Raw genomic sequence first — 16,260 nt, 5'->3', positions numbered from 1 at the left:
GGCACAACTGCAATACACTATCCTTTCGTCATCATTTATTGCCTGAATGGCAATTCAGGCATCGCACGCAAGGGAGGAGCGCACCGTGGAAACCAGCCAGCCGGATCAACCGCGCCCGCCACTTTGGCGGCGCCTGCTGTGGCCGGCCGTCCAGCTGGGCTCCGCCTTCAAGCTGACGGGCACGCATCTGCTGCACCACGTGATCGGCGCCAGCCTGATCGCCGCGCTGATGCTGGCACTCGAAGGTTTTCACGTGCTCGAATGGCTCGATGCGGCCATGCTGCGCGCCAGCGCGGCGCAGGAACAGTTGCTGGACCGGGGCAAGGACCCGGGCGCCGCCTACCGGCCCGGCATCATCGAAATCGACCAGCCCGCGTTCGAACAGGTCTTCGAAGAGCGCGAACCGCTGGAGCGCTCGCGCCTGGAGCAATTGATCGCCAGCGCCGCCGCGCGCGGCAGCAAGGTGCTGGCCATCGACCTGGACCTGGCGCCGGCCGTGTACGAACAGCACAAGGCGGGCGAGCGGCCGCTGGACGGCCTGCTCGACCGGCTGGCCGCCGATGGCCGGCAGCTGGTGCTGATCCTGCCCGAACAGTCGGACCGCAACGCCAACCTGCCGTGGATACGCGCGCGCTGCGCGGCAGGCATCCACTTTGCTAGCCCGCGCATCCGCGAACGCATGGGCGCCGTCACGCGCATCGAGCTGAAAAGCCCCGTGCTGGCGGCCGTGGCCTTCGAGCTGGCGCATGGCGCCGACGAGCAGGAGCAGAAGCAGCCCATGCCGGCCGCCTTGTCCGAGCAAAAGGAAGTGGTGGCGCTGGCCGGCCGCGTGTGCCAGCTGGCGCGGCGCACGGGCAGCGAGAAGACATTGGCGCGCCGGGCGTTCGAACCCGTCATCCGCGGCGACGCCAAGGCGGCGGCCGAACAGAACGCCGTCACCGCGCCGTTTCACCCGGCCGCCGTGGCGCCGCAATTCCTCAACCCCACGCGCACGCGCGTCAAGCTGATCGATGGCCAGGCCGGCGTGGACGCCGGAGCGCCGCGCAAGGACGTCGTGTATATCGGCAGCACGTATGACGTGCGCGACCGCTATACGACGGCCGAAGGCGAGCAGGCCGGCCTGCACCTGCATGCGGCCGCCCACACGTCGCTGGGCATCGGCACGGCCGACGTCAACAAATATGCGGTATTCGTGGCCGACATCGTCATCGGCGTGCTGCTGGGCTGCCTGTTCGGCGGCCTGTGGACCCTGTACGGCCGCGCCGAGCTGGCCATCGACCGGCGCATGGAAGACCACGATGTCAGCCGCCTGCACCGCGTGGGCACCCTGGCGGAATTCTATGGCATCCGTTTGATGCTGGCGCTCGTGTGGGCCTCGCCGTTTGCCATCGGCGCGCTGGCCATCTATTTGTCGCGCGGCTTGCTCGAGCAGGGCTGGTGGGTCAATCCCGGCCCCCTGATCGCCGGCATGTTCCTGCACGCGATGTCGCTGCGCGACGAAGCCCACCATCCGCATGAGGAAGTGCCGGGCCTGTCCGTGTGGGCCCAGCTGCGCCGCACGCATCCGGGTATCGTGCTGGTGCAGGCGCCGCTGGCGGTGCTGCTGTTGATCATCGCCGTGATCTAGCGCAAACCGTGGCGCCGCAGCGGCGCTACACTGGGCGCCTTTTCAATTGCAGGAGGATGCCATGCTGAGCGGAGGATGTTTATGCGGCGACGTGCGCTACGAAGCGGGCACGGGCGCCTTCCATGAAACGGCCTGCCATTGTTCTATGTGCCGCCGCGCGTCGGGCGCGCCGTTTGTCGCCTGGTTCAGCGTGCCGAGGGCGCATTTTCGCTGGCTGCAGGGGCAGGCCACACCGTATGCGTCCAGCGAACACTGCACGCGCAGTTTTTGCCCCCGCTGCGGCACGCAGCTGACGTTCGAGGATGAGCGCGACCCGGACGAGGTCGGCCTGACCACTGGCAGTCTCGATGAGCCAGGGCGCTTGCCGCCGCACAGCCATATCTATACGGACACGCAAGTGGAATGGGTAAAGCTGGCAGATGGTTTGCCACGGTATCGCGGGGCGCGTAGCGAGTAGGTCGGATTAGCGGCGGCACGCCGCGTAATCCGACAGGTGCTGCCGGCGATGTTGTCGGATTACGCCCTTCGGGCTAATCCGACCTACGTGATCAATGATGTCAGCCTATCAGCTTCAACCCCGGCGGCAGCGCCTCGCCCAGCATGCGCTTGGTGTTCGCTTCGTCGAGTTGCGTCACTTCGCTGACCATCGCCTGCCACAGCGGTGGGGCGCCCACGGCTTTCAGGCGGGCGAGGATGGTGGCGCGCAGCTCGTCGCCGATGTCGCGCGAGCGGTCGCCTGTCATGCGCGCCAGGTGAGTGGCGGCAAACGCCGCCGGTTCCGTCTTTTTCCAGTCCAGCGCCAGCAGTACGTGCAGCCATTCGGCCACAGTGGCGCTGTCGACCACTTCATGCGCGCTGCCGTGGAAGGGCTGGCGCGCGCCGACCCTGGCCAGCGCCCACAGGGTGTTCGTGTCCGCCGCTTCGCCCTTCTTGTTGGCCTTGTCCAGGCGTTTCAACAGCCAGGCGCCCACTTCGGCCTTGTAGGCGCCGGGGATGCGCTCCAAGGAGGCGCCCAGGCGCAGCATGTCGTCGTCGCTGCCGTTGACGAGGGTGACGGGGCGGCTGCCCCGCTGGGCCGCATCGGCTTGCAGGTTGAAGGCGAAGTCGTCGAGCAGGCGTAATTGCTGCTCCGTGCTCAAGCCGCCGGCCACCCGACGCCACAGGGTCCACCATTCGGCGCACACCTGGTTATCCTTGTGATGCTGGACGCCCGTGTCGAACAGGGCCCACAGCTGCTCGATGCGCCATGGATCGAGCGTATCGCCATAGCCGGGGCGCAAACAGTAGCCAGTCAGGTTCAGCCACACCCGCTCATGCTCGGCGGAGCGGCGCCGGCCGCGCGCGCGCAGCATCAGGGCGTCGAACAGCTGGCGCAGCAGCGGCGTATCCCAGCTTTCGCGTCCGCCCAGCCCCCGTTCCAGGTGCTGGCGCAGCTGGCGCACTTCCTTGGTGTCGACCTTTTGCGCCTTGCCGCCGAAGATGCGCTCGATCTTCTCGATGGCTTCCTTGATGCGTGGCGAAACGGCTTGAGCCTCGCCATCGCCTTGCTCTTCCTTACCAGCGCGCAACTGGAATTCCAGCAGCCAGCGCTGGCCGGCGTCGGCTTCGGCCACGCAGTGCACTTCCAACGTCCCCACTTCCGTCATGACGGTTGCCAGCTGCACGGTGATGTCGCGCTTGTCGCCGCTTTCCGCTTGCAGCACGCTGGCCAGCGGTGGCAGGCGCAAGTATTCTCCGGCGTCCAGATCGACGATCTCGCCCAGTTGCGGTGGCGTGCTCGCCTCAAAGAGGGACGTGGCCAGGTGGAAGCGTACGGGCCGGCCCAGGCGCAGCGCGAACAGGCGCTCTGTCAGGCGGATTTCTTCGCCGCTGGCGCTGCCACGGGGCAGGATGCACACGGCGCGGTGGTCCTTGCCCGCGTCGCCCAGCACGAGGAAATAGCTGCGCGGCGAGCCGCCGCCGATGCGCGGTGCCTGGCCGCGCCGGGCCAGCGCGTAGGCGACGGCACCACGGGCCACGGCCACGTCGGGATTATCGTTATGCAGGATGGTCAGGGGCTGGCCCCGCCAGTGCGCCATGGTTTCTGCCAGGCGGCGCGCCAGCGCGTCGGCGCGGAACACGCCGCCGTTCAGCAGCAGCGTGTCGGGCAATGCCCCTTGATGCTGTTGCAAAAAGCTGGCCAGGTGGCGCGTGATGGCCGCGTCCTGCGCATACGGCAGGCCGAATTCGACGATGCCGGCGCGGCCCTTTTTCGCCGTCTCGGTGAGTTCCACTTTCGGGAAGAAGCCGTCGACCACCATGGCCGCCACTTCCTCGCGCGTGACGTCGGCGGAACGGCTGCCGCCGATCAAACGCGATCCGCCGCCCAGCAACGTGACGGTGGCCTTGTCCGGCGCGTCCTGCGACAGCAGCAGTTCCTTGGCAGCGCGGCAGCGTTCCATCAGCTGCGACAAGCGCGCGGCAGACAGCTTCATGCCGCCTTCGACGCCTGCGGCCATGCGCGTTTCCACGAGGTGGGCCAGCGCCAGGTCCATATTGTCGCCGCCCAGTATCAAATGGTTGCCCACGCTGCTGCGCGTGAGCTGCGGTTCGCCATCGTCATCGAAGGCCACGTCGATCAGGCTGAAATCCGTGGTGCCGCCGCCCACGTCGCAGACCAAAATGCGGCGCGTGTCGGCCAGGTCGTCGCGCAGCGTGGCGCGCCGGCGCTGCAGGTAATCATAAAAGGCCGCCTGCGGTTCTTCCACCAGCCGCAGGGTAGGCAAGCCCGCCATGCGCGCCGATGCCAATGTGAGTGCGCGCGCACCCTCGTCGAACGAGGCGGGGATGGTCAGTACCAGTTCCTGAGCTTCCAGCGGAGAATCCGGGAAGCGGTGATTCCACGCGGCGCGCACGTAGGCCAGGTAGCTGGCGCTGGCCGCCACGGGCGACACCTTGGCCACGTCGGCATCGGCGCCCCATGGCAGGATGGGCGCCTGGCGGTCCACGTTCGCGTGCGACAGCCAGCTCTTTGCACTGGAAACGAGGCGGCCCGGCACCTGGGCGCCCAGCTGGCGCGCCAGGGCGCCCAGCACGGCATGTTCCAGGTCTTGCTGTGGCCACGGCAGCTGCAAGTCGCCCGCCGCCAGTTCGCCGGCGGCGGGATGGTAGCGCAAGGAGGGCAGCAGCGGGCGTGCACCCACTTCGCCGGGAGCGAGCAGCTGCTCGATGGCGAACAGGTTTATTTCAGCCTGCGCATCATTGGCCTTGGCATAGGCCACCACCGTGTTGGTGGTGCCCAGGTCGATGCCGACCAGGAAGGCCGGCTTGCCCGCAGCGCCGCGCATGCTTATTGCTGCGGCGTGCCGCGCACGTCGAATTCCACTTTCCAGCGCTCGGCGCCGTCAGGGGAAACGGCCAGCAGTTCCAGAGTGCCCGCTTCCGTCACGCGCGCATGCAGTTTCACCTGCACCACGTCGCCAGCCTGACGGCTTTCGGCGGACAAGGTGGCCTGGATTTCGCTCAGTTCCTGCAATTCATCGGGACCCCAGAAGTCGAGCAAGTCGCCGATCTGGTCGTTGCGGCGTGTGGACGAGGCAAAGAAGCGGAAGTGCACGGGTTCGCCCACGACGAGGCCGAATTGCTGGCCTGGCAGTTCCAGTTCGCTGCCTTCTTCCATGCCGAATGGCGCCACGCACAGGGCCTGGATCGGCGGTTCCATGCCGGGAATGGCCGGCATGGCCGATTCGATGGCGACATAAAAGGAACTGGCCGTGCCACCGCGGATGCGCACGCCATGGCCGCGCCGCACGTAGCTGTAGTAGGCGGCACCGCGCGCGACGGCCAGGTCCAGGTCGGCCCCGGCCAGCATGCGCGCCGGTTCCGCGCCTTCCATGTACAGCCAGTCGTTGACGGTGGCCATGATGCGCTGGACCAGCAAGTCGGACTTGAAGACGCCGCCGTTGAACAGCACGGCCGTCGGGTGCAAAAAGCTGGCGCCGTCCGCCTGGCGGCCCGCAAAGCCTTCCAGTTCGGCAGTCGCCGCCACTTGCCGGCCCAGGAAGGCGGCCAGGTGGCGCGTGATGGCCGCGTCCTGCGCATACGGCAAGCCCAGTTGCGTCAGGCCGGCGCGCGTGCGCACGGCAGGGCGGCTCGACGCTTCCACCTGCGGGAAGAAGCCGTCGAGGATGAAGGTGGACACTTCGGCGCGCGTCAGTTCCGTGCGGATGGAGCCGCCGATCAGTTTCGAGCCGCGGCTCGGCACGACGATCGGCGCCGTTTCCATGCCGCTGTCGGCCAGCAGGTTTTCCTTGGCGCTGCGGCAGCCATACGTAAGCGCGCGCATTTGCCAGGCGTCGAGCTGGGTGCCGTTGGCGGCCAGCTTGCGCGCCACCAGGTGGGCCAGCGCCAGGTCCATATTGTCGCCGCCGAGCAGGATGTGTTCACCGACGGCGACCCTGTGCGGTTCCAGCACGCCGTCGCGTTCGAGCACGGCGATCAGCGAAAAGTCGCTGGTGCCGCCGCCCACGTCGACCACTAAAATGATGTCGCCCGGCTTGACTTCCTTGCGCCAGCGGCCTTCGCTCGTCTGGATCCAGCTGTACAGGGCCGCTTGCGGCTCTTCCAGCAAGGTCAATGAGGTGTAGCCGGCTGCCTGCGCCGCTTCCATCGTCAGCTCGCGCGCGGCCGGGTCGAACGAGGCGGGAATCGTGACGGTGATTTCCTGCTCGGCGAACGGCGCTTGCGGGTGGGCGTTGTCCCAGGCCTGGCGCAAGTGCGTCAGGTAGCGCGTAGCGGCCGTGATCGGCGAGATGCGCGCGACTTCCGCCGGTGCGTCGTTCGGCAGGATGGCCGCGCGGCGGTCCACGCCCGGGTGGCACAGCCAGCTTTTCGCGCTCGACACCAGACGGATCGGCGTGGTGGCGCCGCGGCTGCGGGCCATTTCGCCGACGACGAATGGCGCTTGCGCTTCCTCGGTCACCCAGGGCAGGGCCAGGTCGCCGGCCGCGACTTCATCGGCGTGCGGCAGGTAGACGAACGATGGCAGCAGCGAAAGCTCTTCGACGGTGCCCGGCGCCGACAGTTGTGGCACTTTCAGCACGCCGTGGCTCGATTGCTCGCCGTCGCTCTCGACCAGGTTCACATATGACAGGGCGCTGTGGGTGGTGCCCAGGTCGATGCCGATGGCGTAGTGCGGGGTGTTCGGGGTGTTCGGGGTGGCGTTCGTGGTGTCGTTCACAGTTCCACCTCGGCCGGTGCGAGGATGGCGGCGTCGTGCTGCTCGCTCAGTTTTGGCAGGCGCACGCTGGACGCACGCCAGCCGCGGTGGCTCAAGGTACCCGTGAATGGCGCCGAGCCGACCACGTTGCCCGTCAGGCGTACCTGGGCAGAATCAAAACCTTCCTGCAGGACGATGCGGCTGCCCTCCGCTTCCTGGCGCACGGCGTCGATGGTGAAGTATTCGCGCATGACCTTGGCGCAGCCTTCATGCACGACGCGGGCGGCCGCGCCGATGTCGGCGTCGGCATGGCTGCCCAGATTTTCCTGGGTGAAGTCGATCAGGCGCGCTTCGCGTTGCAGCAGGGCCAGCAACTGCAAGGCGGCGTCCGGCGTCGCTTCTTTCAAAATGACGGGCGCGGCGGCAGGTGTCGGCACGGGGGCTGGCGCCGGGGCCGCTGGCGCGACGGGAGCAGCCTCGGGCAGGGACAGCTTTTCCACGCGGGCCGCATAGGCTGCGTCCGACAGGGTGCTGAAGAAGGCGCCGAAAGCCAGCGGGACACGGCGCCAGAACGATGGGTGGGACGATGAAGTGCTCATAGGGAACTCGTTTCTCTGATCTGTAGGGTGGCGTCGGCGGCGCGCCCGGTGGCGGGGCCGCTTCGCAGGGTAGTGCTTGTGCCGGGCCTGTAGGGTCGGCTGTGTTTGCCCGCATGATACCAGCTACCGGGCCGCCGCCAAAGTCACCGTCCCCGGCGCAGCTGGCCCGGCGCGTGGATTTTCTTTGTTCCTGCGCAAAGAAACGGTGAATGTTGCGAAGCTTCGACTAAAATCGCGCATTATCTTTTCGCATTGCCTTTATGCCATGTCTACCGACTTTCCCCCCGACTTTTCCATATATCTAGCCAGCAGCACCTACATCGACATCGACCATCCGGCCGTGCGCGCCAAGGCGGCCGCACTGGCGGCCGGCGCCGTGGGCGACGCCGCCATCACGGCCCGCTGCTTTGCCTTCGTGCGCGACGAGGTGGCCCACAGCTGGGATTACCGGCGCAATCCCGTCACTTGCCGCGCTTCCGACGTCTTGCAGCATGGCACGGGCTACTGTTATGCGAAGAGCCATCTGCTGGCCGCGCTGCTGCGCGCCAACGGCATTCCTGCCGGCCTGTGCTACCAGCGCTTGGCCGTCGGCGAAGTGGGGCCGCCGTTTTGCCTGCATGGCTTGAACGCCGTGTATCTGCAGGACTTTGGCTGGTACCGTATCGATGCGCGCGGCAACAAACCCGGCGTCGATGCCGCCTTTGTGCCGCCACGCGAGCAACTGGCCTTTCCCGTGCTGGCGCCCGAGGAACGCGACTTGCCGGAAATCTGGGCGGAACCGCTGCCGCAGGTGGTGGCGTCGCTGACGCAATACGCCACCGTGCAGGACGTGGCGGCGCACCTGCCCGATATCACATTGCTGCCGCTGCAAAAATAATCCAGGAAAGAAATCATGAAAAAAGTGTATGTAGGTCTGATCGGCCTGATGTTGCTGGCCGGCTGCGGTGGCAAGGGCGAGAGCGGCGGGCAGTCGAGCGCCGCGCGTCTCGATGGCAAGGAAAAGGGCAGCGAGTTTCTTGCCTATGAACATAATGTCAGCGTCGATACGCACGAGGCGCAAGTGCGGCCCCTGTATGAAAAAGTGCTTGCCGCCTGCAAGGCCGATATGGAAAACGGCTGCCTGCTGCTCGATTCCAGCCTCGACAGCGGGCGCTATGTGCATGCGCGCATCAGCATGCGCGCCAAGCCGGCCGGCATCAGGAAGCTTGTCGCGCTGGTCGCGGCCGAAGGCGACGTCACCAGCCAGGGCACCAAGGTGGAAGACCTGGGCCGCCCCGTGCTCGACAGCAAGAAACGCCTGGAGATGCTCAAGCAATACCAGGCGCAATTGCAAGACCTGGAAAAGCGCTCGGGCGCGAATGTCGATGCCCTCATCAAGGTGACCAAGGAACTGGCCACTGTGCAAGTGGAGCTGGAGCAGGCGACGGCGGCCGACGCGCTGTTGATGCAGCGCATCGATACGGACTTGCTGAACGTGGCCATCAGCGCGGAAGGCAAGCAATCGTTCTGGACGCCCGTCAAGCGCTCGCTGGGCAATTTCACGGACAACCTGTCGGAAGGCGTGGCCAACGCCATCACGGCCATGGCCTACATCCTGCCGTGGCTGATCGCTTTCGTGTTGCTGTTCCCGCTGGGACGCAAGGGTTGGCGCCGCTTGAGAGGCGTACCGCGCAAGGATTGATGCCGGGATTGTTGCGTCCGGCGCACCGTTTTACGGCAATTTGAAACCTGGCTGCACAGTCCTTGTGCAGCCAGGTTTTTTTTCGTGCGGCGAGAGCCGCGTGCACCATGGCGGACACCTGCTGGCGCTGGCATGCATTCTGCTTTAACAACATCGTATGCCCAGCTCGACCCCCACGAACCCATCACAGGAGTCCCCATGTCACGACGCATCATCCTGAAAGCGGCCGCCGCCGGCGCACTGGCCCTTGCCACCTCCACTTACATGCAGGCAGCCCTGGCCGCCGATACGATCAAGGTAGGCATTTTGCACTCGCTGTCGGGCACCATGGCCATTTCCGAAACGTCGCTGAAAGACGTGGCCTTGATGACGATCGCCGAGATCAATGCCAAGGGCGGTGTGCTGGGCAAGAAACTGGAAGCCGTCGTCGTCGACCCGGCGTCGAACTGGCCTTTGTTCGCGGAAAAAGCGCGCCAGCTGGTGGCGCAGGATAAAGTGGCTGTCGTGTTTGGCTGCTGGACGTCCGTGTCGCGCAAGTCGGTTTTACCCGTGTTCAAGGAACTCAACAGCCTGCTGTTTTACCCGGTGCAATACGAGGGCGAGGAGCTGGAAAAGAATGTGTTTTACACGGGTGCCGCGCCGAACCAGCAAGCGATCCCGGCAGTGGAGTACCTGATGAGCAAGGATGGCGGCGGCGCCAAGCGCTTCGTGCTGCTAGGCACGGATTACGTGTATCCGCGCACCACCAACAAGATCCTGCGTGCCTTCCTGAAAAGCAAGGGCGTCAAGGATAGCGATATCAGCGAGGTCTACACGCCGTTCGGCCACGCCGACTATCAAACCATCGTCGCCAACATCAAGAAGTTTTCCACGGGTGGCAAGACGGCCGTCATTTCCACCATCAATGGCGATTCGAACGTGCCGTTCTACAAGGAGCTGGGCAATGCAGGCTTGAAAGCCACGGACGTGCCCGTCGTCGCGTTTTCCGTCGGCGAGGAAGAGCTGCGCGGCATCGATACCAAGCCGCTGCTCGGCCACCTGGCGGCATGGAATTATTTCGAGTCCGTCAAGAACCCCGTGAATACGGCCTTCATCAAGCAGTGGAAGGCGTATGCCGTGGCGCAAAAGCTGCCGAACGCGGGTTCGGTCGTGACGAACGACCCGATGGAAGCGACCTATGTCGGCATCCACATGTGGGCGCAAGCCGTGGAAAAAGCCAAGTCGACGGACACGGACAAGGTGATCGCCGCCATGGCCGGCCAAAGCGTCAAGGCGCCATCGGGCTTCACCCTGACCATGGATGCCACGAACCACCACCTGCACAAGCCCGTGATGATCGGCGAGATCAAGGCCGATGGGCAATTCAATGTCGTGTGGAAAACCAAGGAACCGATACGCGCGCAGCCTTGGAGCCCGTTTATCAAGGGGAATGAGGGTAAGCAGAAGTTATGAGTTAGCAGCAGAAAGGCCGGGGTCAGACCCGACGGGTCTGACCCCAGATTTCGCTTGGGCTGAAGTAACGATGAGAGGTCTTTCCGCATGCGTCTGCTACGTCGTATTTTGTTATTACTTTGCCTGTTGCCGCTGTCTGCGCAGGCAGCCATTTCCCCCAACCTGCTCAAACCGCTATCCGGCGACGACCCCGATACCAGGGTCGCCGCCGTCGCCCAGATCGCCGCCCTGGCCACGCCCGAGGCTGCCAAGGTGCTGCAAGCGTTGCAAGACGACAGCCTGTATGCAGCGCCCGACGGCAAGGTCTACATCGTCGACGGCGAGCAGGCATATGACCCGGCAAGCGGCAAGAGCGTGCCGCTGCCGGACGGCATCGACGGCGTCATGGTCAACAACCGCTTGCGCTCGGCCGTGGCGGGCGCCTTGTCCGGGTTGAAACTGCTGGCGCCCGAGCGGGCAACGCGCCTGGCCGCTGCGCAGGCATTGCAGCAATCCGTCGATCCCGCGCAGCTGCCCCTGATCCACAAGGCGCTGGCGCAAGAGAGCGATGCCGAGATCCAGCAGATATTGCAAGTGCTGATCGCCAGCGCCAATCTGCATGCGCCAGACGCCGCCACGCGCAAGCAGGCTGTGCAGGACCTGGCGGGCAGTAGCGATGCCCGGCTGCTGCCCGTGCTGCAAGCCATGCTGGACAAGGGCGGCGAGCCGGACGAAGCCGTGCAGCTGGCCGCCATCGACACCATGGGCCAGATCAAGGGACGAGTGGCGCGCATGGAATTCGCCGGCAATGTGTTCTACGGCATTTCGCTGGGCAGCGTGCTGCTGTTAGCCGCCTTGGGGCTGGCCATCACCTTCGGCTTGATGGGCATCATCAATATGGCGCATGGCGAATTGCTGATGATAGGCGCTTACACGACGTATCTGTGCCAGCTGTTCTTCCGCACCTATCTGCCAGGCCTGCAGGATGCCTACCTGCTGGCCGCCTTGCCGGCCGCCTTTCTCGTCGCGGGACTGGTGGGCGTGACGCTCGAGCGCACGGTCATCCGCTGGCTGTATGGGCGGCCGCTGGAAACCCTGCTGGCCACCTGGGGCATCAGCCTGATCCTCATGCAGACGGTGCGCACGATCTTCGGCGCGCAAAACGTGGAAGTGGCCAATCCCGCCTGGATGTCGGGCGGCGTGACGGTGCTGGGCGGCCTCGTGCTGCCGTACAACCGGCTGGCCATCATCGTCTTCGCCGTCCTTGTCGTGATGGCCGTGTGGCTGATCCTCAACAAGACACGGCTGGGCCTGTTCGTGCGGGCCGTGACGCAAAACCGCCGGATGGCCGATTGCGTGGGCGTGGCCACGGGCAAGGTCGACATGCTGACTTTCGGCCTCGGTTCCGGCATCGCCGGGCTCGGCGGCGTGGCCCTGTCGCAGCTGGGCAATGTGGGGCCGGACCTGGGCCAAAGCTACATCGTCGATTCCTTCATGGTGGTGGTGCTCGGCGGCGTGGGCCAGCTGGCCGGCACCGTCATCGCTGCGCTGGGGCTGGGCGAAGTGAACAAATTCCTCGAACCGGTGGCGGGCGCCGTGCTGGCGAAGATCGCCATTCTCGTGTTCATCATCATTTTCATCCAGCGCCGGCCGCAGGGCCTGTTTGCCATGAAGGGACGCAGCGTCGAATGACTACCTCCTATCAATCCAAGCAGGGCCTGTTCACGCGGCCCGTCTGGCTGGCGATTGCCGCATGCACGTTGCTGGCGGCGCTGTTGCCGACTTTTAACCTGGCGTTTGCCGAAGGCCATGCCTTGCATGTGTCCGCCTATACGGTGGCGCTGGTGGGCAAGTTCATGTGCTACGCGCTGGCCGCGCTGGCGCTGGACCTCGTATGGGGCTACACGGGCATCCTGTCGCTGGGCCACGGCGTATTCTTTGCCTTGGGCGCGTATGCGCACGGCATGTATCTGATGCGCGCTATCGGCGACCAGGGCCAGTACCAGAGCAGCTTGCCCGATTTCATGGTCTTTCTCGACTGGAAAACCTACCCGTGGTACTGGGCCTTCACGGAACATTTCTGGTACTGCATGGCCCTCGTCGTGCTGGTGCCGGGCGTGCTGGCGTTTGTCTTCGGTTATTTTGCCTTCCGCTCGCGCATCAAGGGTGTGTATTTTTCCATCATCACGCAGGCAATGACGTATGCCTTCATGCTCTTGTTCTTCCGTAATGACACCGGCTTTGGCGGCAACAACGGTTTCACGGACTTCAAGACCATCCTTGGCCATGACATCACGGCGCCCGCCACCCGGGCCGTGCTGTTCCTGCTGACACTGGCCTTCCTGCTGGTGGCCTTGATCGGCGCGCGCGCCATCGTCCGCTCGAAACTGGGCAGGGTGCTGCAAGGCGTGCGCGACAGCGAGGCGCGCTTGATGTTCCTTGGCTACAATCCGCTGTGGTTCAAGCTGTTCGTCTGGACCTTGTCGGCGGTGCTGTGCGGCATCGCTGGCGCTCTGTACGTGCCGCAAGTGGGCATCATCAATCCGTCCGAAATGTCACCGGCGAACTCCATCGAAATGGTCGTGTGGGTGGCCGTCGGCGGACGCGGTACTTTGATCGGTCCCATCCTGGGCGCCTTCACCGTCAACGGCTTGAAAAGCTGGTTCACGGCCGCCTTGCCGGAACTGTGGCTGTTCGCGCTGGGCTTGCTGTTCATCGTCGTCACCCTGTTCATGCAGCAAGGCATGCTCGGCGTGTTGAACAAGCTCAAACGCAAGAAAACGGCCGTCGTGGCAGAGGAGGCCGCATGAGTATCCGCATGTTGCCCGGCATGGCCGGCACAGAGACGGGCGCCAGCTATTCGCGCGTGAAAGGCGAGGGCGTCGATACGACGCATGGCGCCATTCTGTATCTGGAAGAGATCAGCGTGTCGTTCGACGGCTTCAAGGCCATCAACAAGCTCAGTCTCGACATTTCCGTGGGCGAATTGCGCTGCATCATCGGCCCTAACGGCGCGGGCAAGACGACGATGATGGATGTAATCACCGGCAAGACGCGACCCACGTCCGGCACGGCCTGGTTCGGCCAGACCATGAATCTGGCCACGATGACGGAAGCGCAGATTGCCCACGCGGGTATCGGTCGCAAGTTCCAGCGCCCCACCGTGTTCGAGCAGCACACGGTGTTCGACAACCTGGAACTGGCGATGAAGATGGACAAGCGCGTGGCGCCCACCCTGTTTGCCCGTTTGACATCCGAGCAGGCGGGCAAGATCGAAGCCATCTTGCGCCTGATTCGCCTCAACGGCCAGGAAGCGCGGCCGGCCGGCTTGCTGTCGCACGGGCAAAAGCAGTGGCTGGAAATTGGCATGCTGCTGATGCAGGAGCCGCAGCTGATTCTATTGGATGAACCGGTGGCCGGCATGTCCGATGCGGAAACGGCGCGCACGGCGGAATTGCTCAATGAATTGCGCGGCAAGCATTCGATCATGGTGGTCGAGCACGACATGGGTTTTGTGGCGGAAATTGCCCAGCAAGGCATCGTTACCGTGCTGCATGAGGGTGCCGTGCTGGCGCAGGGCCGCATGGACGAAGTGCAAGCCGACGAGCGCGTCATCGAAGTCTATCTGGGAAGGTGAACACATATGCTGGAAGTTGAGCAATTGAATCAATACTATGGCTCCTCGCACACCTTGCGCGGCATCAATCTGTCGGCGCGCAAGGGCGAATGCCTGGCCTTGCTGGGGCGCAATGGCGTGGGCAAGACGACCTTGCTCAAATGCCTGATGGGCGTGCTGCCCGTGGCGCAGGGCAAGGTGGTCTTCCAGAGGCGCGACATCACGAAACTGACGCCGCATGCGCGGGCCAAGCTGGGCATTGCCTACGTGCCGCAGGGGCGCGACATCTTTGCGCGCCTGACGGTCGAGGAAAACTTGCTGATGGGCATGGCGGTGAAGCGGGGCAAACAAGCGTCGCGCATCGATCCCCACGTGTATGAGCTGTTTCCAGTGCTCAAAGAGATGCTGCAGCGGCGCGGCGGAGATTTGTCCGGCGGGCAACAGCAGCAACTGGCCATCGCCCGCGCCCTGCTGGCCGAGCCGCAGCTGATCATCTTTGACGAGCCGACGGAAGGCATACAGCCCTCCGTCATCAAGGATATCGGCAGGGTCATTTCCTTGCTGAAACAACGTGGCGACATGGCCATCGTGCTGTGCGAACAGTATTTCGATTTTGCCCGCGAGCTGGCCAATGAATTCATCGTCCTGTCGCGCGGCAGTGTCGTCGCCAGCGGACTGGCTGCGCAGATGGATGGCGACGACGTGAAGCGCCATTTGGCCGTGTAGGCTTAATAACTGGCTTAACAACGCCTAACAAAACCGTAGCGAGCGGAAGGAAGTTGTGGTCGAGAAGCGCAACTGTACGAATGTACAGTGAGCATCGCAGGCCGCAAATTACGACGCGCAGTAGGTTTTGATAGGCGTACTAAACCAGCTGGAACCAGCCTAGCACGGCGCCGGCCGCCAGTAGCCACAGCAAATGGATCTTCGTGCGCCAGATGATGAGGCCGGTCACGATGGATAGGCTCCACAAGGGCCAATCCGTGCGGATGTCATGGTTGGCGCCGCCCAGAATCATGCCCGTGGAAATCAGCAGGGCGACGACGATGGGCGCCATGCCTTGCTTGAACGCGCGCACGGGGCGCAGGTCGCGGTTGCGGTAGCCCCATTGGGCCGCCACGTAGGTGAGGGTCGTGCTGGGCAGCATGATGCCCACCATGGTGATGAACACGCCCAGGTAGGCGGCCGTGTAGCTGCCCGCGTTCATGCCCACGTTCCAGCCCATCAGGGCGACGAACAGCACGTTCGGGCCGGGCGCGGCCTGGGCGATGGCGATCGACTCGTTGAATTGCGCCTGGGTCAGCCAGCCATGCTGTTCGACGAGAAAACGGTGCATTTCGGAGGTGGTCGAAATGGCGCCGCCGATCGACATCAGCGACAGCATCAGGTAGTGGCCGAACAGGTTCAGCCAGTCGCCCGCGCTCAATACCAGTTGCAAGGGCGGATTCATGGGGACAGCTTTCGATAGGTGAGCAGGCAGCCGATGCCGCCCAGGCCCAGCAGGATGTACAGCAGGGGCCAGCGCAAGATCGCCACCATCAGCACACCGAGCACGGTGATGGACAAGGTCAGCCACAGGGGCAGCGGATGCTTGGTCAGCGCGGTCGCCAGTTTCACGCCCGTGGCGGCGATCATGCCGGCCGAGACGGCCGCCATGCCGCGCAAGGCGCCCGCCATCTGCGGATTGTCGCCAAAGCGCGTGTACAGCACGCCCAGCACGAGCACGATGACGAGGGGCGCGGCCAGCATGCCGGCCAGCGCCGTCAGCGCGCCTTTCAAGCCGAAATAGCGCCCGCCCACCATCAGGGACAGGTTGACGACATTCGGCCCGGGCATGATTTGCGCCACGGCCCAGTCTTCGAGGAATTCCTCCTGCGTCAGCCAGCGCTTGCGCTCGACCATCTCGCGCTGGATCACGGCCAGCACGCCGCCAAAGCCTTGCAGGGCCAGCCAGGTGAACGAGAAGAACAGGTCGGCAAGCGAAGCTGGTTGCGGACGGGGCAGGTCGGGCGGAAGCGTGGAAGGTGCGGGCATGGCTGATTATCGCCGTGCCTGCTTCGCCTTGTCCATGCTTATGTCCATACATAGTTGCTGGCGTGGCTTATAACA

Annotated in this window: 14 protein-coding genes; 9 read left to right on the top strand and 5 right to left on the bottom strand. The window is 64.6% G+C overall.

Annotated elements, in window-relative coordinates; genetic code table 11:
- Positions 1-85: 85 nt before the first annotated feature.
- Both AC54AG_RS11060 and AC54AG_RS11055 read left to right on the top strand, forming a co-directional pair.
- Entirely contained in the window at positions 86-1,627 is a 1,542-nt protein-coding gene (locus AC54AG_RS11060; RefSeq protein WP_496630327.1) for a CHASE2 domain-containing protein, read from the top strand.
- Between the two features lie 61 nt (positions 1,628-1,688).
- On the top strand, positions 1,689-2,084 hold the full coding sequence (locus tag AC54AG_RS11055; protein ID WP_496630326.1) for a GFA family protein: 396 nt from the start codon (positions 1,689-1,691) through the stop codon (positions 2,082-2,084).
- A 100-nt stretch (positions 2,085-2,184) separates the two neighbouring features.
- Here AC54AG_RS11055 and AC54AG_RS11050 read toward each other — a convergent pair whose 3' ends face one another.
- Genes AC54AG_RS11050 through AC54AG_RS11040 form a run of 3 tightly spaced genes read right to left on the bottom strand, consistent with a single transcriptional unit; the run spans position 2,185 to position 7,423 of the window.
- Positions 2,185-4,953 (bottom strand): Hsp70 family protein, encoded by a 2,769-nt coding sequence (locus AC54AG_RS11050; RefSeq protein ID WP_496630325.1) that lies wholly within the window; start codon positions 4,951-4,953, stop codon positions 2,185-2,187.
- A gap of 2 nt (positions 4,954-4,955) precedes the next feature.
- Entirely contained in the window at positions 4,956-6,845 is a 1,890-nt protein-coding gene (locus AC54AG_RS11045; RefSeq protein WP_496630324.1) for an Hsp70 family protein, read from the bottom strand.
- Positions 6,842-7,423, bottom strand: a complete 582-nt coding sequence (locus AC54AG_RS11040) for a DUF2760 domain-containing protein (RefSeq protein WP_166448096.1) — start codon at positions 7,421-7,423, stop codon at positions 6,842-6,844. The genes AC54AG_RS11045 and AC54AG_RS11040 overlap by 4 nt, the downstream gene beginning before the upstream one ends.
- A gap of 265 nt (positions 7,424-7,688) precedes the next feature.
- On the opposite strand from AC54AG_RS11040, the gene AC54AG_RS11035 reads away from it, so the two are divergent.
- The 7 genes from AC54AG_RS11035 (at position 7,689) to urtE (ending at position 14,877) form a co-directional block, all read left to right on the top strand.
- Positions 7,689-8,300, top strand: a complete 612-nt coding sequence (locus tag AC54AG_RS11035) for a transglutaminase-like domain-containing protein (RefSeq protein ID WP_496630323.1) — start codon at positions 7,689-7,691, stop codon at positions 8,298-8,300.
- Between the two features lie 15 nt (positions 8,301-8,315).
- Positions 8,316-9,104 carry a DUF4349 domain-containing protein gene (locus AC54AG_RS11030; RefSeq protein WP_496630322.1) on the top strand — a complete coding sequence of 263 codons (789 nt, stop codon included), beginning with the start codon at positions 8,316-8,318 and terminating at the stop codon, positions 9,102-9,104.
- Between the two features lie 198 nt (positions 9,105-9,302).
- The gene (urtA, locus tag AC54AG_RS11025) at positions 9,303-10,556 is read left to right on the top strand and encodes an urea ABC transporter substrate-binding protein (protein WP_070305111.1); all 1,254 of its coding nucleotides are present in this window, start codon (positions 9,303-9,305) and stop codon (positions 10,554-10,556) included.
- Between the two features lie 87 nt (positions 10,557-10,643).
- On the top strand, positions 10,644-12,227 hold the full coding sequence (urtB, locus tag AC54AG_RS11020; protein ID WP_496630321.1) for an urea ABC transporter permease subunit UrtB: 1,584 nt from the start codon (positions 10,644-10,646) through the stop codon (positions 12,225-12,227).
- Positions 12,224-13,345 (top strand): urea ABC transporter permease subunit UrtC, encoded by a 1,122-nt coding sequence (gene urtC, locus AC54AG_RS11015; protein WP_496630320.1) that lies wholly within the window; start codon positions 12,224-12,226, stop codon positions 13,343-13,345. The genes urtB and urtC overlap by 4 nt, the downstream gene beginning before the upstream one ends.
- Positions 13,342-14,172, top strand: a complete 831-nt coding sequence (gene urtD / locus AC54AG_RS11010; RefSeq protein ID WP_496630319.1) for an urea ABC transporter ATP-binding protein UrtD — start codon at positions 13,342-13,344, stop codon at positions 14,170-14,172. The genes urtC and urtD overlap by 4 nt, the downstream gene beginning before the upstream one ends.
- 6 nt (positions 14,173-14,178) lie before the next feature.
- Positions 14,179-14,877 (top strand): urea ABC transporter ATP-binding subunit UrtE, encoded by a 699-nt coding sequence (gene urtE / locus AC54AG_RS11005; RefSeq protein WP_496630318.1) that lies wholly within the window; start codon positions 14,179-14,181, stop codon positions 14,875-14,877.
- A gap of 139 nt (positions 14,878-15,016) precedes the next feature.
- Here the strand turns inward: urtE and AC54AG_RS11000 are convergent, their stop codons facing one another.
- Both AC54AG_RS11000 and AC54AG_RS10995 read right to left on the bottom strand, forming a co-directional pair.
- Positions 15,017-15,601 (bottom strand): chromate transporter, encoded by a 585-nt coding sequence (locus tag AC54AG_RS11000; protein WP_034756756.1) that lies wholly within the window; start codon positions 15,599-15,601, stop codon positions 15,017-15,019.
- The gene (locus AC54AG_RS10995) at positions 15,598-16,185 is read right to left on the bottom strand and encodes a chromate transporter (protein ID WP_034756758.1); all 588 of its coding nucleotides are present in this window, start codon (positions 16,183-16,185) and stop codon (positions 15,598-15,600) included. The genes AC54AG_RS11000 and AC54AG_RS10995 overlap by 4 nt, the downstream gene beginning before the upstream one ends.
- Positions 16,186-16,260: the final 75 nt, after the last annotated feature.

Source organism: Janthinobacterium sp. BCJ23, assembly GCF_059617945.1.
Note: the sequence above shows the minus strand (reverse complement) of the source record. Positions and strands in the feature narration are given on the sequence as shown.

What these genes read in the sequence shown, in the direction of transcription:
- AC54AG_RS11055 (WP_496630326.1), top strand. Translation starts at nt 1,689, where the DNA reads ATGCTGAGCGGAGGATGTTTATGCGGCGACGTGCGCTACGAAGCGGGC.
- AC54AG_RS11050 (WP_496630325.1), bottom strand. Translation starts at nt 4,953, where the DNA reads ATGCGCGGCGCTGCGGGCAAGCCGGCCTTCCTGGTCGGCATCGACCTG.
- AC54AG_RS11040 (WP_166448096.1), bottom strand. Translation starts at nt 7,423, where the DNA reads ATGAGCACTTCATCGTCCCACCCATCGTTCTGGCGCCGTGTCCCGCTG.
- AC54AG_RS11035 (WP_496630323.1), top strand. Translation starts at nt 7,689, where the DNA reads ATGTCTACCGACTTTCCCCCCGACTTTTCCATATATCTAGCCAGCAGC.
- AC54AG_RS11030 (WP_496630322.1), top strand. Translation starts at nt 8,316, where the DNA reads ATGAAAAAAGTGTATGTAGGTCTGATCGGCCTGATGTTGCTGGCCGGC.
- urtA (WP_070305111.1), top strand. Translation starts at nt 9,303, where the DNA reads ATGTCACGACGCATCATCCTGAAAGCGGCCGCCGCCGGCGCACTGGCC.
- urtB (WP_496630321.1), top strand. Translation starts at nt 10,644, where the DNA reads ATGCGTCTGCTACGTCGTATTTTGTTATTACTTTGCCTGTTGCCGCTG.
- urtC (WP_496630320.1), top strand. Translation starts at nt 12,224, where the DNA reads ATGACTACCTCCTATCAATCCAAGCAGGGCCTGTTCACGCGGCCCGTC.
- urtD (WP_496630319.1), top strand. Translation starts at nt 13,342, where the DNA reads ATGAGTATCCGCATGTTGCCCGGCATGGCCGGCACAGAGACGGGCGCC.
- urtE (WP_496630318.1), top strand. Translation starts at nt 14,179, where the DNA reads ATGCTGGAAGTTGAGCAATTGAATCAATACTATGGCTCCTCGCACACC.
- AC54AG_RS11000 (WP_034756756.1), bottom strand. Translation starts at nt 15,601, where the DNA reads ATGAATCCGCCCTTGCAACTGGTATTGAGCGCGGGCGACTGGCTGAAC.
- AC54AG_RS10995 (WP_034756758.1), bottom strand. Translation starts at nt 16,185, where the DNA reads ATGCCCGCACCTTCCACGCTTCCGCCCGACCTGCCCCGTCCGCAACCA.